This is a genomic window from Leifsonia poae (assembly GCF_050632865.1).
Lineage (GTDB): Bacteria > Actinomycetota > Actinomycetes > Actinomycetales > Microbacteriaceae > Leifsonia > Leifsonia poae_B.
This window is the reverse complement of sequence record NZ_JBODSA010000003.1, coordinates 1,038,035-1,052,000: the sequence shown is the minus strand read 5'-3', so window position 1 is coordinate 1,052,000 and position 13,966 is coordinate 1,038,035. Positions and strand designations below refer to the sequence as shown.

Here is a 13,966-nt window from a genome sequence, read left to right as displayed (position 1 = left end):
TCATCGCAGGCGCGTGCGCTGGGCGGGATCAGGGCCGGCGCAACTCCAGCAGGTGACGGCTCGAATGGGCGACGAACACGCCATCGCGGCGGATCACGGCATCCAGGTCGCGCAGCCGGTCCCGATAGGCGTCGACCGTGAATCCGGGCACCCACCAGATCACCTTGCGCAGCAGGTACACGACGGCGGCGATGTCCAAGAGCTCGATCCGGGTGCGCGCGGTGCGCAGGTCGACCAGCTCGAAACCCGCCGCGCGTGCTGCGGCGACCTCGTCATCGTGGTGGCGACCGCGCCGCGCCTCCGGAAGCGGTCCGAGGAAGAACTCGATGAGCTCGAACGCGCTGGACGGCCCGACGTGCTGCGCGAAGTAGGTCCCGCCCGGCGCCAGCACACGGTACAGCTCGTCCCACCAGACTGTGGCGGGATGGCGGCTGGTCACGAGGTCGAAGGCGCGATCGGCGAACGGCAGGGGTGGTTCGTCCGGATCGGCCACCACCACGACACCGCGAGGGTGCAGGAGCCGCGTGGCCTTCTCGACGTTGGGCGGCCACGACTCGGTCGCGACGGCGGTCGGCGGGAAGGCCGCCGCCTGCGCCAGCACCTCGCCACCGCCGGTATGGACGTCGAGCGACGCGCGCGCGACCGCCAGACGCTCGGCTAACAGGCGCGCGTACCCCCACGGCGGCCGCTCCTCGGTCGCACGGCCGTCCAGCCACGAGAAGTCCCACCCCGAGATGTCGGCCTCCTCGCCGATCCTGACGAGCTCGTCGAAGGGCGGCAGGGGTCGTGAGGCGTCGGCGTCCATGCCACCACCGTAGGCCGTGTGGGTAGCGATCGGACGGGCGTCAGACCTCTGGAGGGACGACGCGGGTGAAGAACACTCGCGAGAAGCCGTTCTCCGTACGGCGGTCGGTCTCGACGAAGCCTCGGCGCGGGTAATACGCCAGGTTCTCGGTCATCTTCTCGTGCGTGTACAGCCGCACCTCCCCGACGCCGTTCGCACGCGCCTGCTCGTCGGCGATCGCAAGCAGACGCGTGCCGAGCCCCGTGCCGCGTTCGCTCGCCGCGACGGCCACGTTCTCGACGAGGACGTGGTCGGGCTGCACGGAGCTGATGAGCAGGCCCACGACGGCCCCATCCCGCCGGGCGACCAGCGCGCGTCCGTCGACCACCACGGCGGCGTAGTCCTCGAGCAGTGGACCGGGCTCCCGGCCGATCCGGGCGACGTACGGTTCGTACGCCTCGCGCACCAGCGCCTCGATCGCGGGGACGTCGGCCGCCACCGCAGGCTCGACAATCACATCCATAAGGGGATGCTACGGCCAGTAGCGATTCCCTGCGTCCTGCGCGCACTGAGCGCAGTTTTCCGCCGAAATGGACAACAAAACGCTTGCGATCCCCGGATAGGCTCGTCACATCCACTCACCTGCCGCGTGCGAGCGGCCGACCAGCGACGGGAGGTTCGTCATGTCCAATTTCGTCCAGAACTACACTGCAGATGCGATTGTCGGAGAGCCCGAGGTCGTCGAGGACGGCCGCCCGGTCCGCGAGGTCGCGAACGACCCCGCCTGGCTGCGCCTGAAGGAGGCGGCCGTCGCTCTGCAGGCGCTGCAGGTGAAGGACGGCTCCGTCGAGCAGGAGTCCGACCGCCCGGCCGCCGCCGAGCGCGTCCGCACCATCGTCGACTCGATCGCCGCACTCGCACCGGCGTTCCCGCACGACGCGTCCTACCTCGCCGCCCTGCAGCGCGACTTCGCCCGGTGGGCGGACGAGGGCTTCGGCGTCCCGGACTTCCTCGACTCGCTGAACGAGTTCCAGCCGCAGCAGCACCGCGTGGACGGGCTCGGCCACCTGGTCGTGTTCCCGATGTACACGCAGAACGGCAGCCCGAACCGCTTTGTCGAGGCGCTGCTGGTCGAGGTCATCTGGCCGGACTTCATCGCCGAGCTCGAGGCCGGCGACTACGGAAACAAGCTGTTCGTCGCCCTGCGCTTCGTCGACTTCACCCCCGGCTACGACACCAACTCGGCCGTGCTGTTCCCCGAAACGGTCGCCATGCGCGAGATCCCGCAGTTCACGTGGGGCGCGATCTTCCAGGATCGCGAGGCCGCGCGCTACCGCCGCGTGGTGCGCGCCGCCGCCGAGATCACCAAGCTGGAGCTGCCGGACGACGCGGCCGCGATGCTGGACGACCAGCACCTCACGGAGGAGACCTTCGTGATGTGGGACATCATCCACGACCGCAGCCACATGCGCGGCGACCTGCCGTTCGACCCGTTCATGATCAAGCAGCGGATGCCGTTCTTCCTCTACTCGCTGGAGGAGCTGCGGTGCGACCTGACCGCGTTCCGCGAGTCGGTGAAGCTGGAGCGCGAGCTCAGTGCGCTGCCGGATGCGGAGCTCTCGGACGAGCAGCGCGCCATCCGCGACCACGCCCACCTGGTGCAGTACGCGGTGATCTTCGACCGGATCTTCCGCTTCGCGATCACCGGCAGCCGTGTGCGCAACTACGACGGGCTCGGCGGGCAGCTGCTGTTCGCGTGGATGCACCAGCACGACGTCCTGCACTGGACCGACACCCAGCTCACCATCGACTGGGAGAACGTCCCGGATGTGGTCGTCGCCCTGAGCGACCAGATCAACGAGCTCTACTGGCGCTCGATCGACCGCCCGAAGGTCGCGCACTGGCTCGCCGCCTACGAGATGCTGACCCAGACCCTCACCCCGCACCCTGCGTCCAACTGGGCGCGCGGGCTGTCGGACGAGGTGCTGTCCGGCGCCCCGAAGGGCTACACCGACCAGGTGCTGGACGACGAGTTCCCGCTCTCGATGTTCTACGAAGCGCTCAACAAGAAGATGGCGGGCGTAATCGAGTCCACCGCCGGCATCACCGGCACGACGGACGCGGCATGACCGACGCCGCTGAGCCCCGCTCGGCGGCCGACCCGGCGGCCCGGACCTCCTCGGAGGCCGGGCCGTCCGGCGTCGCCGGCCGCCTTGTCCTGATCGCCGGCGCCACGAGCGCGTCCGGCGAGGCCGTCGCGCGGGCGCTCCTCGCGGCCGGCGCGCGCGTGCTCGCCGTCGGCACCAGCCAGGAGAAGCTGGATGCCCTCGCGGCAGCGGTGCCGGGCGTCGACGTCCGGGCATGCGACCTCGCCGACCGGGATGCGGTGGCCGAGCTGGGCATGCACGTCCACCTGAAGTTCGGCGACCTCGACGGACTCATCCACCTCGTCGGCGGATGGCGCGGCGGCGGCGGGATCGCGGGCCAGTCCGACGAGGACTGGGACTTCTTCGACCGCGCCTTCCGCACCCTGCGCAACACCACCCGCGTCTTCTACGACGACCTGGTCGCCTCGCCTGCCGGGCGTCTGGCGATCGTGTCGTCCACTGCCGTCGACAAGCCGCTCGCGGGCGGCGCGAACTACGCCGCGGCGAAGGCCGCCGCCGATGCGTGGACGCGCGCGGTCGCACAGGGCTTCGCCAAGCAGGCGCCGCAGTCGGCCGCGACGGTGTTCGTCGTCAAGTCGCTCGACGGACTCGAGGACCGGCTGGGCGAGGAGGTCGTCGCCCTCTGGTCGGCCGATGCCGAGGCGGTCAACGGGCGCCGCATCCCGCTCACGCCTGAGAGGATGGAGCAGTGACGCTTCAACTCCACGACCTCACCCTCCGCGGCTTCGCCTCCGACAACTACGCGGGCGTGCATCCCGAAATCCTCGACGCCATCGCGGCGGCCAACAACGGCCACCAGATCGCGTACGGCGAGGACGTCTACACGGCCCGCCTGCACGAGGTCTTCGCCGAGCACTTCGGTGAGGGCGTGCAGGTCTTCCCGGTCTTCAACGGCACCGGCGCCAACGTGGTCGGGCTGCAGTCGATGCTGCCTCGCTGGGGTGCGGTCATCTGCGCCAAGACGGCGCACATCAACACCGACGAGGCGGGTGCGCCGGAGAAGGTCGCCGGCATCAAGCTGCTCACGGTCGAGACGCCGGACGGCAAGCTCACGCCCGAGCTGATCGACCGCGAGGCGTGGGGATGGGGCGACGAGCACCGCGCACAGCCTCTGGTCGTCTCGATCACGCAGACCACCGAGCTCGGCACCGCGTACACGGTCGGGGAGATCCGCGCGATCGCCGACCACGCCCACAAGCACGGCATGAAGCTGCACATGGACGGCTCGCGAATCTCGAACGCGGCGGCCACGCTCGGCCTGCCGCTGCGGGCATTCACCACCGACGCGGGCGTCGACGTGCTCAGCTTCGGCGGCACCAAGAACGGCATGCTCTACGGCGAGGCCGTCGTCGTGCTCAACCCGCAGGCGTCGGAGGGACTGATCTACCTTCGAAAGCTCAACATGCAGCTCGCGTCGAAGATGCGCTTCATCTCCGCGCAGCTCATCGCGCTCCTCACCGATGGCCTCTATCTGCGGTCGGCCGGCCACGCCAACGCGATGGCGACCCGGCTGCGGACCGCGCTCGAGGCGGGCATCGCCGACGGCAGCATCCAGGGTGTCGGTTTCAGCCAGGTCACGCAGGCCAACGGCGTCTTCGCCACCCTCCCGACCGGCGTCGCGGACCGGCTGCGCTCGCATTTCCGCTTCTACGACTGGGATGCGGCCAACAACGAGGTTCGCTGGATGTGCTCCTTCGACACCACCGAAGAGGACATCGACGCGTTCGTCGCCGCGCTCAAGCAGGAACTGGCCGCCGCGTAACCCGCTTACCCCTCAGACTGGGGTGGGACCGGGGTACAAAAATGTCCTCCATTCGACCTACACGACTGCGCCTTTTCGTGTATTCTCAGAAGTGCCCCGGAGGAACCCGAATATCCATCCGGAGTAACCCCGAACGTATGCCGGGCCGTGAGAAGAACCCTAGTCTTCTCGCAGCCCGGCATCGCGGTTTAACGGCGAATCGGCAGCCGTGAAACGGCTCCTACGCGTCGCCCATCATCAGGCCCTCGATGGTGTGCTTCTGCGTGATCGGCGTGAGCTCGTCCACCACCGGGCACACCAGGTGCGCCTTCACCCGATCCGGAAGCGTCTCGTAGAACCCGTGCGTCACGGCCATGTCGTGGTGCTCGGCGTTGCCGGCGCCGGGGGCGTCCACACCGAGGACGAGCACGGGACGCGACAGCTGCGAGGTGTTCCGCGTTCCGCGGTGCAGGGTGAGCGCCGAGCGGGCCGAGATGTCGCCGCGGTTCGGGTACTTGCGCACCGCGCGCTCGAGGAAGCGCGGGTACAGCTCCTTCACCGGGAACATCTCGTGCTCGAAGCCCTCGGGGAGGTCCCACTGGGTGCCGGGCGCGATCTCGAAGGGACCCATGTCCTCGGTGGTGTCGACGGCGGTCAGGTTGAAGGCGAGCGAGGTGAGCCGGCCGGTCTCCTTGGTCTCGTCCGGCATCGGGAAGTCGCGGTGCCAGGGCTGGTCCTTCGCGCCCGGGCCGGGCACGTCGAAGCCGAGTTCGACGATCTGGTAGTCCGGGCCGAGGACGGCCTCGCAGACGCCGCGCACCCACGGGTGGTCGACGAGCTCGACCCAGCCGCGCATCTGCTCGGGATGGATCTCGACGTAGTAGCGCTTGGTGCCTCGCCCGACGGCGCCACCGGGACGGCTCAGCGCCTCCTCGAAGGCCACCTCGATGTCCTCACGGAGCTGGTCCGCCCACTCGGTGGTGAAGGCGCCCTTCTTGCCGATGATGCCGTCGGTGTAGAGGGCGGTCACCGCCTCCCGCAGCTCGGGCTCGAGGCCGATGGTGTCGGGCTGCGCCGGGGTGACGCGGGGAACGTCGTCGTTCATGTGCTTCCTTCTTCTGCCGGTTCAGTGCTGGTCGAACGTCACGGCGCCGAGGTGGAGCTGCCGTGCGGTCTGCTCCGCATTCCAGGAGTGGAACGCGATGATGTCGCCGCCGTCGGGCGCCGTCGTCAACGAGTTGTGGCCGGGACCGCGCAGGTCGCCGCCGCTGCGCAGCAGGGCGGCCTGGTCGACGTGCGACCACGGGCCGAGCGGATGGTCGGCGACGGCCACGCCGACCGCGTAGCCGGGACCGGTCCACGCGCCGCCGGAGTACGTCAGCCAGTAGCGACCGTCGCGGGCCACCACCGCCGGGCCCTCGAGAGTGTGCCAATCGAAGCGGCGGCCGTGGATGAGGCGGTCGCGCTCGTAGAGCTGCCAGTCGGCGTTCGGCGCGAGGGCGGAGACGACCGGTCCGGTGAGCGCCGTCATGCTCTCGTCGAGCGGGGCGACGGCGAGGTGGGTGCCCGGGCGCTCGTGGTCGAGCACGTCGCGAGCGAAGAAGAGGTAGCGGCGGCCGTCCGCATCCTGGAAGGGATGCGCGTCGATCGCGAAGACCTCGTCGGGCGTCAGGTCGACGCCGACATCCTGGAACGGGCCGGTCGGAGCCTCGGCGCGCGCGACCCGGATGTGATGGCCCTCGATGCCCCGGCCGACGGAGTAGTACATCCAGTACGCGCCGTCGGCCTCGGCGACCTCGGGCGCCCAGTAGTCCTCGCCGAACGCGGCCGGCAGGCGCTCGAGGACCGGCCCCGCGCTCTCCCAGCGCTCCAGATCGGGCGAGACCAACGCCTCGAACACGCGGTCTCCGTCGCTGCCGGGATGGGTGCCGTAGGCGACGTACCCGCCGTCGGCGAGCCGGAGGACGAACGGGTCGGCGAAGTAGCCGCCCCAGACGGGACCCCAGTGCCGGTCCACGCGCACGACGGTGGTCACTTCGAGAGCTCCGGGAGTCCGCCGCGCCACGTCACAGGGACCGCGTGCATGCCGCGATACGCGAACGCCTCGTCCCAGGAGTGGAACAGCATCCAGTCCTTGCCCTGGAATGTGATGAGGTCTTCGCCGCCCGGGCCGAGGTAGCGGCCGCCGGATCCCTCGGTCGAGATCAGCGGCTTCTTCGCCTTCGTGTACGGGCCGAGCAGGCTCTTCGCCGTGGCGGCGCCGGTGGCGTACGAGGAGTTGCTGTAGTCGTTGGCCGAGTAGAGCAGCACGTACTCGTCGTCGTGCCGCACGATAACGGGAGCCTCCACGAGGTGGCCCTCCCAGGACTCGGTCTGCTTGATCAGCCGGGTGGGTTCGCCGCTCAGCGAGGCGCCGTCGGCCGAGAGAGGCTGCGCGTAGATCCAGGTGTCGTAGCCGCAGCAGTTGCCGTCGTTCTTCCAGACCAGGTAGCGCTGGCCGTCGGCGTCCGCCGTGACGCTCGCGTCGATCGCGCCGCCTTCGTCCACCGGGCACACCAGCGGCTTGTCGGCCGTGGACGTGAACGGCCCCTCGGGCTTGTCGGCGAATGCGACGCCGACGCACTGGTACCGGCTGGCGGCGTCGGACGCGGTGAAGTAGAGCGCGAACCGGCCGTCCGAGAGCTCCGCCGGCCCGGGCGCCCACGTCTTGCCGGGGAGGGCCCAGGACGGCAGCTCGGGTAAGGCGTCCTGATCGCTGACCTTCCACGTCTTCATGTCCGTGGACGTGGCGACCTGGACGTTGGCGGCCGGTGTGTTCGTCGCGTACGCGTAGACGCGGTCACCGACGACGAGTGCGCCGGGATCCGGGAAGTCGCCGTCGATCTGGAACGGCGCGACCTCGGGCGTCGACGACGCCTCGGGCGACGGCCCCGCCGAGCAGCCCACGAGGCCGGCCGCGAGTGCTGCTGCGACGCCGGCCGCGAGGGCGGCCCGGCGGGCCGTCATCCCTTGACTCCGCTCGTGGCGACGCTCTCCACGATCTGCTTCTGCGCGAAGAAGAACAGGATGAGCACCGGCACCGACGCGATCACGGCGCCCGCCATGACGATGGCGTAGTGCGTGGAGTACGCGCCCTGCAGCTGGGACAGACCGGGCTGCAGCGTCAGGTTCTCCGGGCTGAGCAGCACGTAGACGGGCCACAGGAAGTCGTTCCAGTTGGCGAGGAAGCTCAGCACCGCGAGGGTCGCGAGCGCGGGCCGCGCCAGCGGCAGCACGATCTGCAGGAAGATGCGGAAGTCGCCCGCACCGTCGATGCGCGCCGCCTCCTCGATCTCCGCCGGCAGGCCGACGAAGAACTGCCGCAGGAAGAACACGCCGAACGCGCTCGCGGCGCCCGGGATGGTGATCGCCCAGATCGTGTCGAGCCACCCGAGGTTCTGCACGATGAGGTAGTTCGGGATCAGGAAGATCACCGGTGGAACCAGCAGCGTCGCGACGATCAGCCCGAAGACGATCCGCTTGCCCCAGAACTCCAGGCGAGCCAGCGCGTAGGCGGCCATGGAGGCGGTCACCAGGATGATCACCGTCTGCAGCGCCGCCGCGGCGAGGCTGTTGAGGAACCAGCGGAACACCGGCTGCTGGCCGCTCGCGAGGGTCGCATACGCCTCCATCGAGAACGGGTTCGGCAGCGCGTTGTACGGGTTGCGGATGGCGTCGCCGTCGGTCTTGAACGACGTCAGCAGGATCCACAGCAGCGGCAGGATCACGATCAGCGCGATCACGATCAGCGCCGCGTACAGCACGCTCTTGCGCAGCGCGGCCTGGGTGGTCGGCTTGCGGCGTGTGGGGACGGCCCGGCCGTCGGCGTTGTCGGAGCCGGTGGTGCCGGCCCCGGTGGCGCCGGTCTCGTTCTGCGGAGCGGTCGTCGTCATGAGGCGCTCTTCTCTGCCCGCTCCCGCTGCAGGCGGAAGTTGACGATGCTGATGATCGCGAGGAAGACGAAGAGCACATAGCTCATCGCGGACGCCGCGGCCATGTTGTTCTGCGAGAGGCCCTGGTCGGCGATGTACATGATCGCCGTGCGCGTCTGGTTGCCCGGTCCGCCCTTGGTGATGAGGAAGGACTGACCGAACATGTTCGCGCTGGCCAGGATGGTGATGGTGACCACGAAGGTCATGACCGGGCGGAGCCCCGGCAGCGTGACGCTGAAGAACTGCCGCACGGCGCCGGCGCCGTCGAGGGCGGCCGCCTCGTAGAGGTCGGCGCTGATGCCCTTGAGCCCGGCCAGGATGATCACGGTGTTGAACCCCATCGTCCACCACACGGTGACGCCGACGAGGCTCACCCAGGCCCACGGCACATCCACCGTCCACGGGATGTTGTCGGGCAGGCCGATCATCCCGAGCAGATGGTTGACGATGCCCGACTGGGTGTCGAGCAGGTACTTCCAGATCACGCCGATGACGGCGACGCCGAGCACGTAGGGCGCGAAGAAGATGCCGCGGAAGAACGACCCCGCGCGGATCCTCTGGTTGAGCAGCACGGCGACGAGGAGCGGGATGATCAGCAGGAAGGGGACGCTGCAGACCGTGAAGATGAGGGTGGCCAGCATCGACTGCCAGAAGTCGCCGGAGGTGGCGCTCCCCGGCGTGAAGAGGTCGATGTAGTTCTGGAGGCCGATGAACTTCTGGTTGACCCGGAACGGGCTCCAGTTGGTCAGGCTGATCCACAGGCCGAAGACGGCCGGGGCCAGCACGAACACCAGGAAGAGCACCAGGAACGGTGCGAGGAACAGGTACGCGACGCCGGTGCGGCGAGGCGCACCCGGCCGCCGGCCGGACTTCCGGCCCGAACGGGACGGGCGTGGCGCCCCGGTCTCCCGGGGCGCCACGATCGAAGCGGTCTCAGTCACCGTACTTCTCTTTGTTCTGCTTCAGCAGGGTGTCGGCCTTGGCGGCCGCGTCGTCCAGCGCCTGCTTCGGGTCCTTCTTGCCGGTGACGGCCTCGTTCACCGCGGTGGTGATGGTGGCCTCCACCGTGGTGATGCCCGCCGCGATCGGCTCGTAGTGGGCGTAGGGCAGCTCGTCGAGGAACGGCTTGAGGTTCGGGTAGTCCTGCACCAGCTTCGGGTCGTTGCGGACCGAGTTCTTGGCGGGGAGCTCACCGGTCTTGGGCCAGTCGGCCGAGTTGTCGTTCATCCACTTGACGAACGTCGCGGCGGCGGCGGTCTTGTTCTTGTCCTGACCCTTGTTGTTCATGAACATCCAGTGGGTGGACGAGGACCAGACGGCCTTCTCGTCGCCGATCTGCGGGACGGCCGTGGCCTGCCACTGCAGCTTGTCGAACGCCGTGTTGGTGGTCTGCCAGACGCCGTTCCAGTTGAACGCCGTCTTGCCGGCGATGAGGGCGTTGATGTTGCCGTCCTGGGCCACGTCGGCCGGGCTGTAGCCCTTCTTGATCAGGTCGGTCATCCAGGTCAGCGCCTTGACGCCGGCGTCGGAGTTGAAGGTGGCCTTCGTGGCGCCCTTGTCGAACAGGTCGCCGCCGTACTGCCACAGCAGGCTCTCGAACTCGAAGGTTCCGGTGAAGACGTAGCCGTCGACCCACTCACCCTGGACGCCCGCCGCCTTCAGCTTGTCGAGCGCCGCGAGGTAACCCGCCTTGTCGGTCGGGATGGACTCGACGCCCGCCGACTTCAGCACGTCCTTGTTGACGTACAGGCCGAGCGGCGTGACGCTCCACGGGACCGCGTACTGCGCGTTGTTGTACTTGCCGGCGTCGAGCAGGCCCTCCGGGAAGTCGCTCGCCTTGTAGCCGAGGGACTTCACGATGTCGTCGGCCTTGAGCACGAGACCCTGGGCGGCGTACGTGGCGATGTCGTCGCCGTGACCGACGGCGACGTCGGGGCCCTTGCCGGCCTTGACGGCGAGCGGCATCTTGCGGGCGATGTCGGCCCACTCCATCGGGACGTCCTTGACGACGATGTTCTTGTGCTCGGAGTTGAACTTGTCGACCAGCTTCGGAACGAGCACGGGGGCTGCTCCGCCCGTCCAGCCGTTCCAGAAGCTGATGTTGACCTTCGGGCCGGTGTAGTCGCCGGAGGCGACCTGGGCTCCTCCCGAACCGGCGCTGCTTCCGCAGGCGGTCAGCGCGAGCCCGAGGCCCGCCGTCACCGCCACGGCGATCGCGCGTGCCGCGAATCGCTTCTTCATGTGATCTCTCCCTTGAGTGAGCCGTTCACGCGGTCTTGATGCTGATGCCTGTGCGTGATCGGGGGTGCTTGAGCCGTACACTCGGCATGTCTGGCGAATTTACAGCGCTGGATATCCGGTGTCAACCCGGTGCAGACCGGAATGGGCGGTGCGTTGTAGAGTGACCCGACGGACACCGGGTCCGCGGCGGCGAAAGGGGACGGTCTGATGGCGGTCAGGCTTCAGGACGTGGCAGAACACGCCGGCGTCTCGATGAAGACCGTCTCGAACGTCGTCCGGAACTACCCCCACGTCAGCCCGCAGATGCGCGAGAAGGTGCAGCGGGCGATCGACGAGCTCGGCTACCGGCCGAACATCATGGGACGCCGCCTGGCGACCGGCCGCACGGGTCTGCTGGCGCTCGCCTTCGCGGACGTGACCCTGCCGTACTTCGCCGAACTCGCGCGGGTCGTCGCCGACGAGGCGGAGCGGCGCGGCTACCGCGTCCTGCTCGAGCAGACCGAGGGCACGATCGAGGGCGAGCGCGCCGTCGTGTCCGCCGGCGAGTCGGGCCTGGTGGACGGCATGATCTTCCAGCCGAGCGTGATGAACTCGGCCGAACTCGCCCAGACGCGCACCGACATCCCGGTCGTCGTGCTCGGCGAGAACGCCGCCCCGCTGACGCTCGACCGCATCATGATCGACAACGTGGAGGCGGCCCGCGTGGCGACCGAGCACCTGATCGCGAACGGTCGGCGCCGCATCGCCTTCGTCGGGCACGAGAGCACCCGCACGACGCGCACCTCCAAGCTGCGCATCACCGGCTACCAGCAGGCGCTGGAGGACGCGGGACTCACCCCGGACCCGGAGCTGCTGATCCCCAGCGTCTCCGTCTCCGCGGGGAACGCGGTGCGCGCGGTCGGTGCCGCGATCGACCGCGGCCTGCGCTTCGACGGGCTGGTCTGCCGCGACGACCTCGCGGCGATCGGCGCGCTGCGCGCCCTGCAGGAGCGCGACTTCCACGTGCCGGAAGACGTCGCGATCACCGGATGGGACAACACGCCGATGACGGCGGTCACCTACCCGTCGTTGACGACGATCGCGCCCGACATGCGCGGCCTGGCGTCGCGCGCGGTGGAGATGCTGCTGGAGCGGGTCTCCGGCTTCGACGGGATGGGACGGCACGAACTCGCGCCCTTCTCGCTCGTCACCCGTGAGAGCGCGCCCGCCCGCACCTGATCGTGGCGAGAAGCGACTTTACAGCGCTGCACGGATCGTGCATGCTGGGTGGATGCTCACGCAGGAACACCCCGTCGCCGCGGCTACCGCGCAGGACGGCCGCTACCCCCGGCCGCAGCTCGTCCGGGCCGGATGGCTCGACCTGTCCGGTCCCTGGACCTTCGCCTTCGACGACGACGACCGCGGCCGGCGCGAGCACTGGGAGTCGGGCGGCGCGCTGGCGAACGTCATCCAGGTGCCCTTCCCGTTCGAGTCGGAGGCGTCCGGCGTCGGAGACACGGGGTTCCATCCGGTGGTCTGGTACCAGCGCACCGTGCTGCGGGACGAGGTGCCCGCCGGGGAGCGCATCCTCCTGAACCTCGGCGCGGTCGACCACGCCTGCGAGGTGTGGGTGGACGGCCGCTCGGCCGGAACGCACGAGGGCGGTTCGACGCCCTTCTCGCTCGACATCACCGACCTCGTGGGCGACGCCGATTTCTCGATCACCGTGCGCGCCGAGGACGACCCGGCCGACGTCGCGCAGCCGCGCGGCAAGCAGGACTGGCGCCACCACCCGCACTCGATCTGGTACCACCGGACGACCGGCATCTGGCAGCCGGTGTGGATCGAGGCCGTGCCCGAGGCCCGCATCGAGCAGCTGCACTGGGTGGTCGACGTTCCCGCCGGTGAGGTGACGGCGCAGCTCCGGCTGAGCCGCCCGGCCCCCGCGGGCGCGACCGTGCGCATCTCGGTCGCGCTGGGCTCCGAACCCCTCGCCACGGTGGAGACAAGCGTCTCGGGTCGTGAGGTCGAGATCCCGTTCCGCATCCACCGGCAGAGCAACGGGCAGGCGTACGAAGAACTCCTCTGGTCGCCCGCGCACCCGACGCTGCTCGACGCCACGGTTGTGCTGCAGGCGCCGGAGCACTCCTCCGACGTGGTGAGCTCGTACTTCGGGCTGCGCTCGGCCGCCGTCGAAGGAGGGCGGTTCCTGCTCAACGACCGGCCCTTCTACGTGCGGTCAGTACTAAACCAGGGCTACTGGCCCGGCTCGCACTCGGCAGCGCCCAGCGCCGACGCCCTGCGCGCCGAGGCGCAGCTCATCCTCGACCTCGGATTCAACGCGACCCGCCTGCACCAGAAGTACGAGGACCCGCGCTTCCTGTTCTGGGCCGACAAACTCGGGCTGCTGGTCTGGGGCGAGGCGCCGGCCGCGTACGCGTTCAGCCCGGAGGCGGTGCGCCGCAGCGTCGCCGAGTGGTCCGCGATCCTGGACCGCGACCGGTCGCATCCCTCGATCGTCACGTGGGTGCCGCTCAACGAGAGCTGGGGCGTGCAGCACCTCGCGCACGATCCGCGGATGGTGTCGTACGCGAAGGCGCTCGTGCACCTGACGAAGACCGTCGACCCGACTCGTCCGGTCATCTCGAACGACGGCTGGGAGCACGCGGAGTCCGACATCCTGTCGATCCACGACTACGACCACGACGCCGCGCGAGTGGCGGAGCGGTACGCGACGCTCGAGGGCATCCTGGATGCGACGTTCACCCTCCCCGGTCGCCGGCTCATCGTGGACGCGGCCCAGCGGACGGACGCGCCGCTGATGCTGACCGAGTTCGGCGGCATCTCGTACACCGAGAACGGTCCGGAGGACGCCTGGGGCTACTCCACCGCGACGAGCCAGGAGGACCTGATCGAGCGGCTGCGCGCGCTGGTCGGCGCCGTGCGGGCCGCAGCGCCGCTGGCCGGCTACTGCTACACGCAGCTCGCCGACACCGGCCAGGAGACCAACGGCCTGGTGTTCGAGGACCGGCGCCCCAAGGCGCCGATCGAGCAGCTGCGCGCGATCTTCGGCGCCTGAGGC

Annotated in this window: 13 protein-coding genes; 5 read left to right on the top strand and 8 right to left on the bottom strand. The window is 69.4% G+C overall.

Going from position 1 to position 13,966, the window contains the following annotated elements; all coding sequences use genetic code 11:
* Positions 1-28: 28 nt before the first annotated feature.
* A complete protein-coding gene (locus tag ACRAWB_RS15500) occupies positions 29-805 on the bottom strand; it encodes a class I SAM-dependent methyltransferase (protein ID WP_431354137.1) in 777 nt (258 codons plus the stop codon).
* A gap of 40 nt (positions 806-845) precedes the next feature.
* A complete protein-coding gene (locus ACRAWB_RS15495; RefSeq protein ID WP_431354136.1) occupies positions 846-1,307 on the bottom strand; it encodes a GNAT family N-acetyltransferase in 462 nt (153 codons plus the stop codon).
* Positions 1,308-1,467: 160 nt separating this feature from the next.
* Between ACRAWB_RS15495 and ACRAWB_RS15490 the strand changes: the two genes are divergently transcribed.
* Genes ACRAWB_RS15490 through ACRAWB_RS15480 form a run of 3 tightly spaced genes read left to right on the top strand, consistent with a single transcriptional unit; the run spans position 1,468 to position 4,714 of the window.
* Positions 1,468-2,913, top strand: coding sequence for a DUF6421 family protein (locus ACRAWB_RS15490; RefSeq protein WP_431354135.1), 1,446 nt, complete (start codon positions 1,468-1,470; stop codon positions 2,911-2,913).
* Positions 2,910-3,644 carry an SDR family NAD(P)-dependent oxidoreductase gene (locus ACRAWB_RS15485; protein ID WP_431354134.1) on the top strand — a complete coding sequence of 245 codons (735 nt, stop codon included), beginning with the start codon at positions 2,910-2,912 and terminating at the stop codon, positions 3,642-3,644. Before ACRAWB_RS15490 ends, ACRAWB_RS15485 begins: the two co-directional genes overlap by 4 nt.
* Positions 3,641-4,714 carry a threonine aldolase family protein gene (locus ACRAWB_RS15480; protein ID WP_431354133.1) on the top strand — a complete coding sequence of 358 codons (1,074 nt, stop codon included), beginning with the start codon at positions 3,641-3,643 and terminating at the stop codon, positions 4,712-4,714. Before ACRAWB_RS15485 ends, ACRAWB_RS15480 begins: the two co-directional genes overlap by 4 nt.
* A gap of 220 nt (positions 4,715-4,934) precedes the next feature.
* Here the strand turns inward: ACRAWB_RS15480 and ACRAWB_RS15475 are convergent, their stop codons facing one another.
* Genes ACRAWB_RS15475 through ACRAWB_RS15450 form a run of 6 tightly spaced genes read right to left on the bottom strand, consistent with a single transcriptional unit; the run spans position 4,935 to position 10,905 of the window.
* Positions 4,935-5,798 (bottom strand): phytanoyl-CoA dioxygenase family protein, encoded by an 864-nt coding sequence (locus tag ACRAWB_RS15475; protein ID WP_431354132.1) that lies wholly within the window; start codon positions 5,796-5,798, stop codon positions 4,935-4,937.
* A gap of 21 nt (positions 5,799-5,819) precedes the next feature.
* Positions 5,820-6,728: a glycoside hydrolase family 43 protein gene (locus tag ACRAWB_RS15470; protein ID WP_431354131.1), complete on the bottom strand. Its 909-nt coding sequence runs from the start codon at positions 6,726-6,728 to the stop codon at positions 5,820-5,822.
* Positions 6,725-7,699 (bottom strand): glycoside hydrolase family 43 protein, encoded by a 975-nt coding sequence (locus tag ACRAWB_RS15465; protein WP_431354130.1) that lies wholly within the window; start codon positions 7,697-7,699, stop codon positions 6,725-6,727. The genes ACRAWB_RS15470 and ACRAWB_RS15465 overlap by 4 nt, the downstream gene beginning before the upstream one ends.
* Positions 7,696-8,625, bottom strand: coding sequence for a carbohydrate ABC transporter permease (locus tag ACRAWB_RS15460; protein WP_431354129.1), 930 nt, complete (start codon positions 8,623-8,625; stop codon positions 7,696-7,698). The genes ACRAWB_RS15465 and ACRAWB_RS15460 overlap by 4 nt, the downstream gene beginning before the upstream one ends.
* Entirely contained in the window at positions 8,622-9,605 is a 984-nt protein-coding gene (locus ACRAWB_RS15455) for a carbohydrate ABC transporter permease (protein WP_431354128.1), read from the bottom strand. Before ACRAWB_RS15455 ends, ACRAWB_RS15460 begins: the two co-directional genes overlap by 4 nt.
* Entirely contained in the window at positions 9,598-10,905 is a 1,308-nt protein-coding gene (locus ACRAWB_RS15450; RefSeq protein WP_431354127.1) for an ABC transporter substrate-binding protein, read from the bottom strand. Before ACRAWB_RS15450 ends, ACRAWB_RS15455 begins: the two co-directional genes overlap by 8 nt.
* Positions 10,906-11,133: 228 nt before the next feature.
* Between ACRAWB_RS15450 and ACRAWB_RS15445 the strand changes: the two genes are divergently transcribed.
* Positions 11,134-12,123 (top strand): LacI family DNA-binding transcriptional regulator, encoded by a 990-nt coding sequence (locus tag ACRAWB_RS15445; protein WP_431354126.1) that lies wholly within the window; start codon positions 11,134-11,136, stop codon positions 12,121-12,123.
* 52 nt (positions 12,124-12,175) lie between these two features.
* Positions 12,176-13,963 carry a glycoside hydrolase family 2 protein gene (locus tag ACRAWB_RS15440; RefSeq protein WP_431354125.1) on the top strand — a complete coding sequence of 596 codons (1,788 nt, stop codon included), beginning with the start codon at positions 12,176-12,178 and terminating at the stop codon, positions 13,961-13,963.
* The last annotated feature ends 3 nt before the right edge of the window (positions 13,964-13,966 follow it).

What these genes read in the sequence shown, in the direction of transcription:
- ACRAWB_RS15460 (WP_431354129.1), bottom strand. Translation starts at nt 8,625, where the DNA reads ATGACGACGACCGCTCCGCAGAACGAGACCGGCGCCACCGGGGCCGGC.
- ACRAWB_RS15465 (WP_431354130.1), bottom strand. Translation starts at nt 7,699, where the DNA reads ATGACGGCCCGCCGGGCCGCCCTCGCGGCCGGCGTCGCAGCAGCACTC.
- ACRAWB_RS15485 (WP_431354134.1), top strand. Translation starts at nt 2,910, where the DNA reads ATGACCGACGCCGCTGAGCCCCGCTCGGCGGCCGACCCGGCGGCCCGG.
- ACRAWB_RS15490 (WP_431354135.1), top strand. Translation starts at nt 1,468, where the DNA reads ATGTCCAATTTCGTCCAGAACTACACTGCAGATGCGATTGTCGGAGAG.
- ACRAWB_RS15475 (WP_431354132.1), bottom strand. Translation starts at nt 5,798, where the DNA reads ATGAACGACGACGTTCCCCGCGTCACCCCGGCGCAGCCCGACACCATC.
- ACRAWB_RS15450 (WP_431354127.1), bottom strand. Translation starts at nt 10,905, where the DNA reads ATGAAGAAGCGATTCGCGGCACGCGCGATCGCCGTGGCGGTGACGGCG.
- ACRAWB_RS15500 (WP_431354137.1), bottom strand. Translation starts at nt 805, where the DNA reads ATGGACGCCGACGCCTCACGACCCCTGCCGCCCTTCGACGAGCTCGTC.
- ACRAWB_RS15495 (WP_431354136.1), bottom strand. Translation starts at nt 1,307, where the DNA reads ATGGATGTGATTGTCGAGCCTGCGGTGGCGGCCGACGTCCCCGCGATC.
- ACRAWB_RS15440 (WP_431354125.1), top strand. Translation starts at nt 12,176, where the DNA reads ATGCTCACGCAGGAACACCCCGTCGCCGCGGCTACCGCGCAGGACGGC.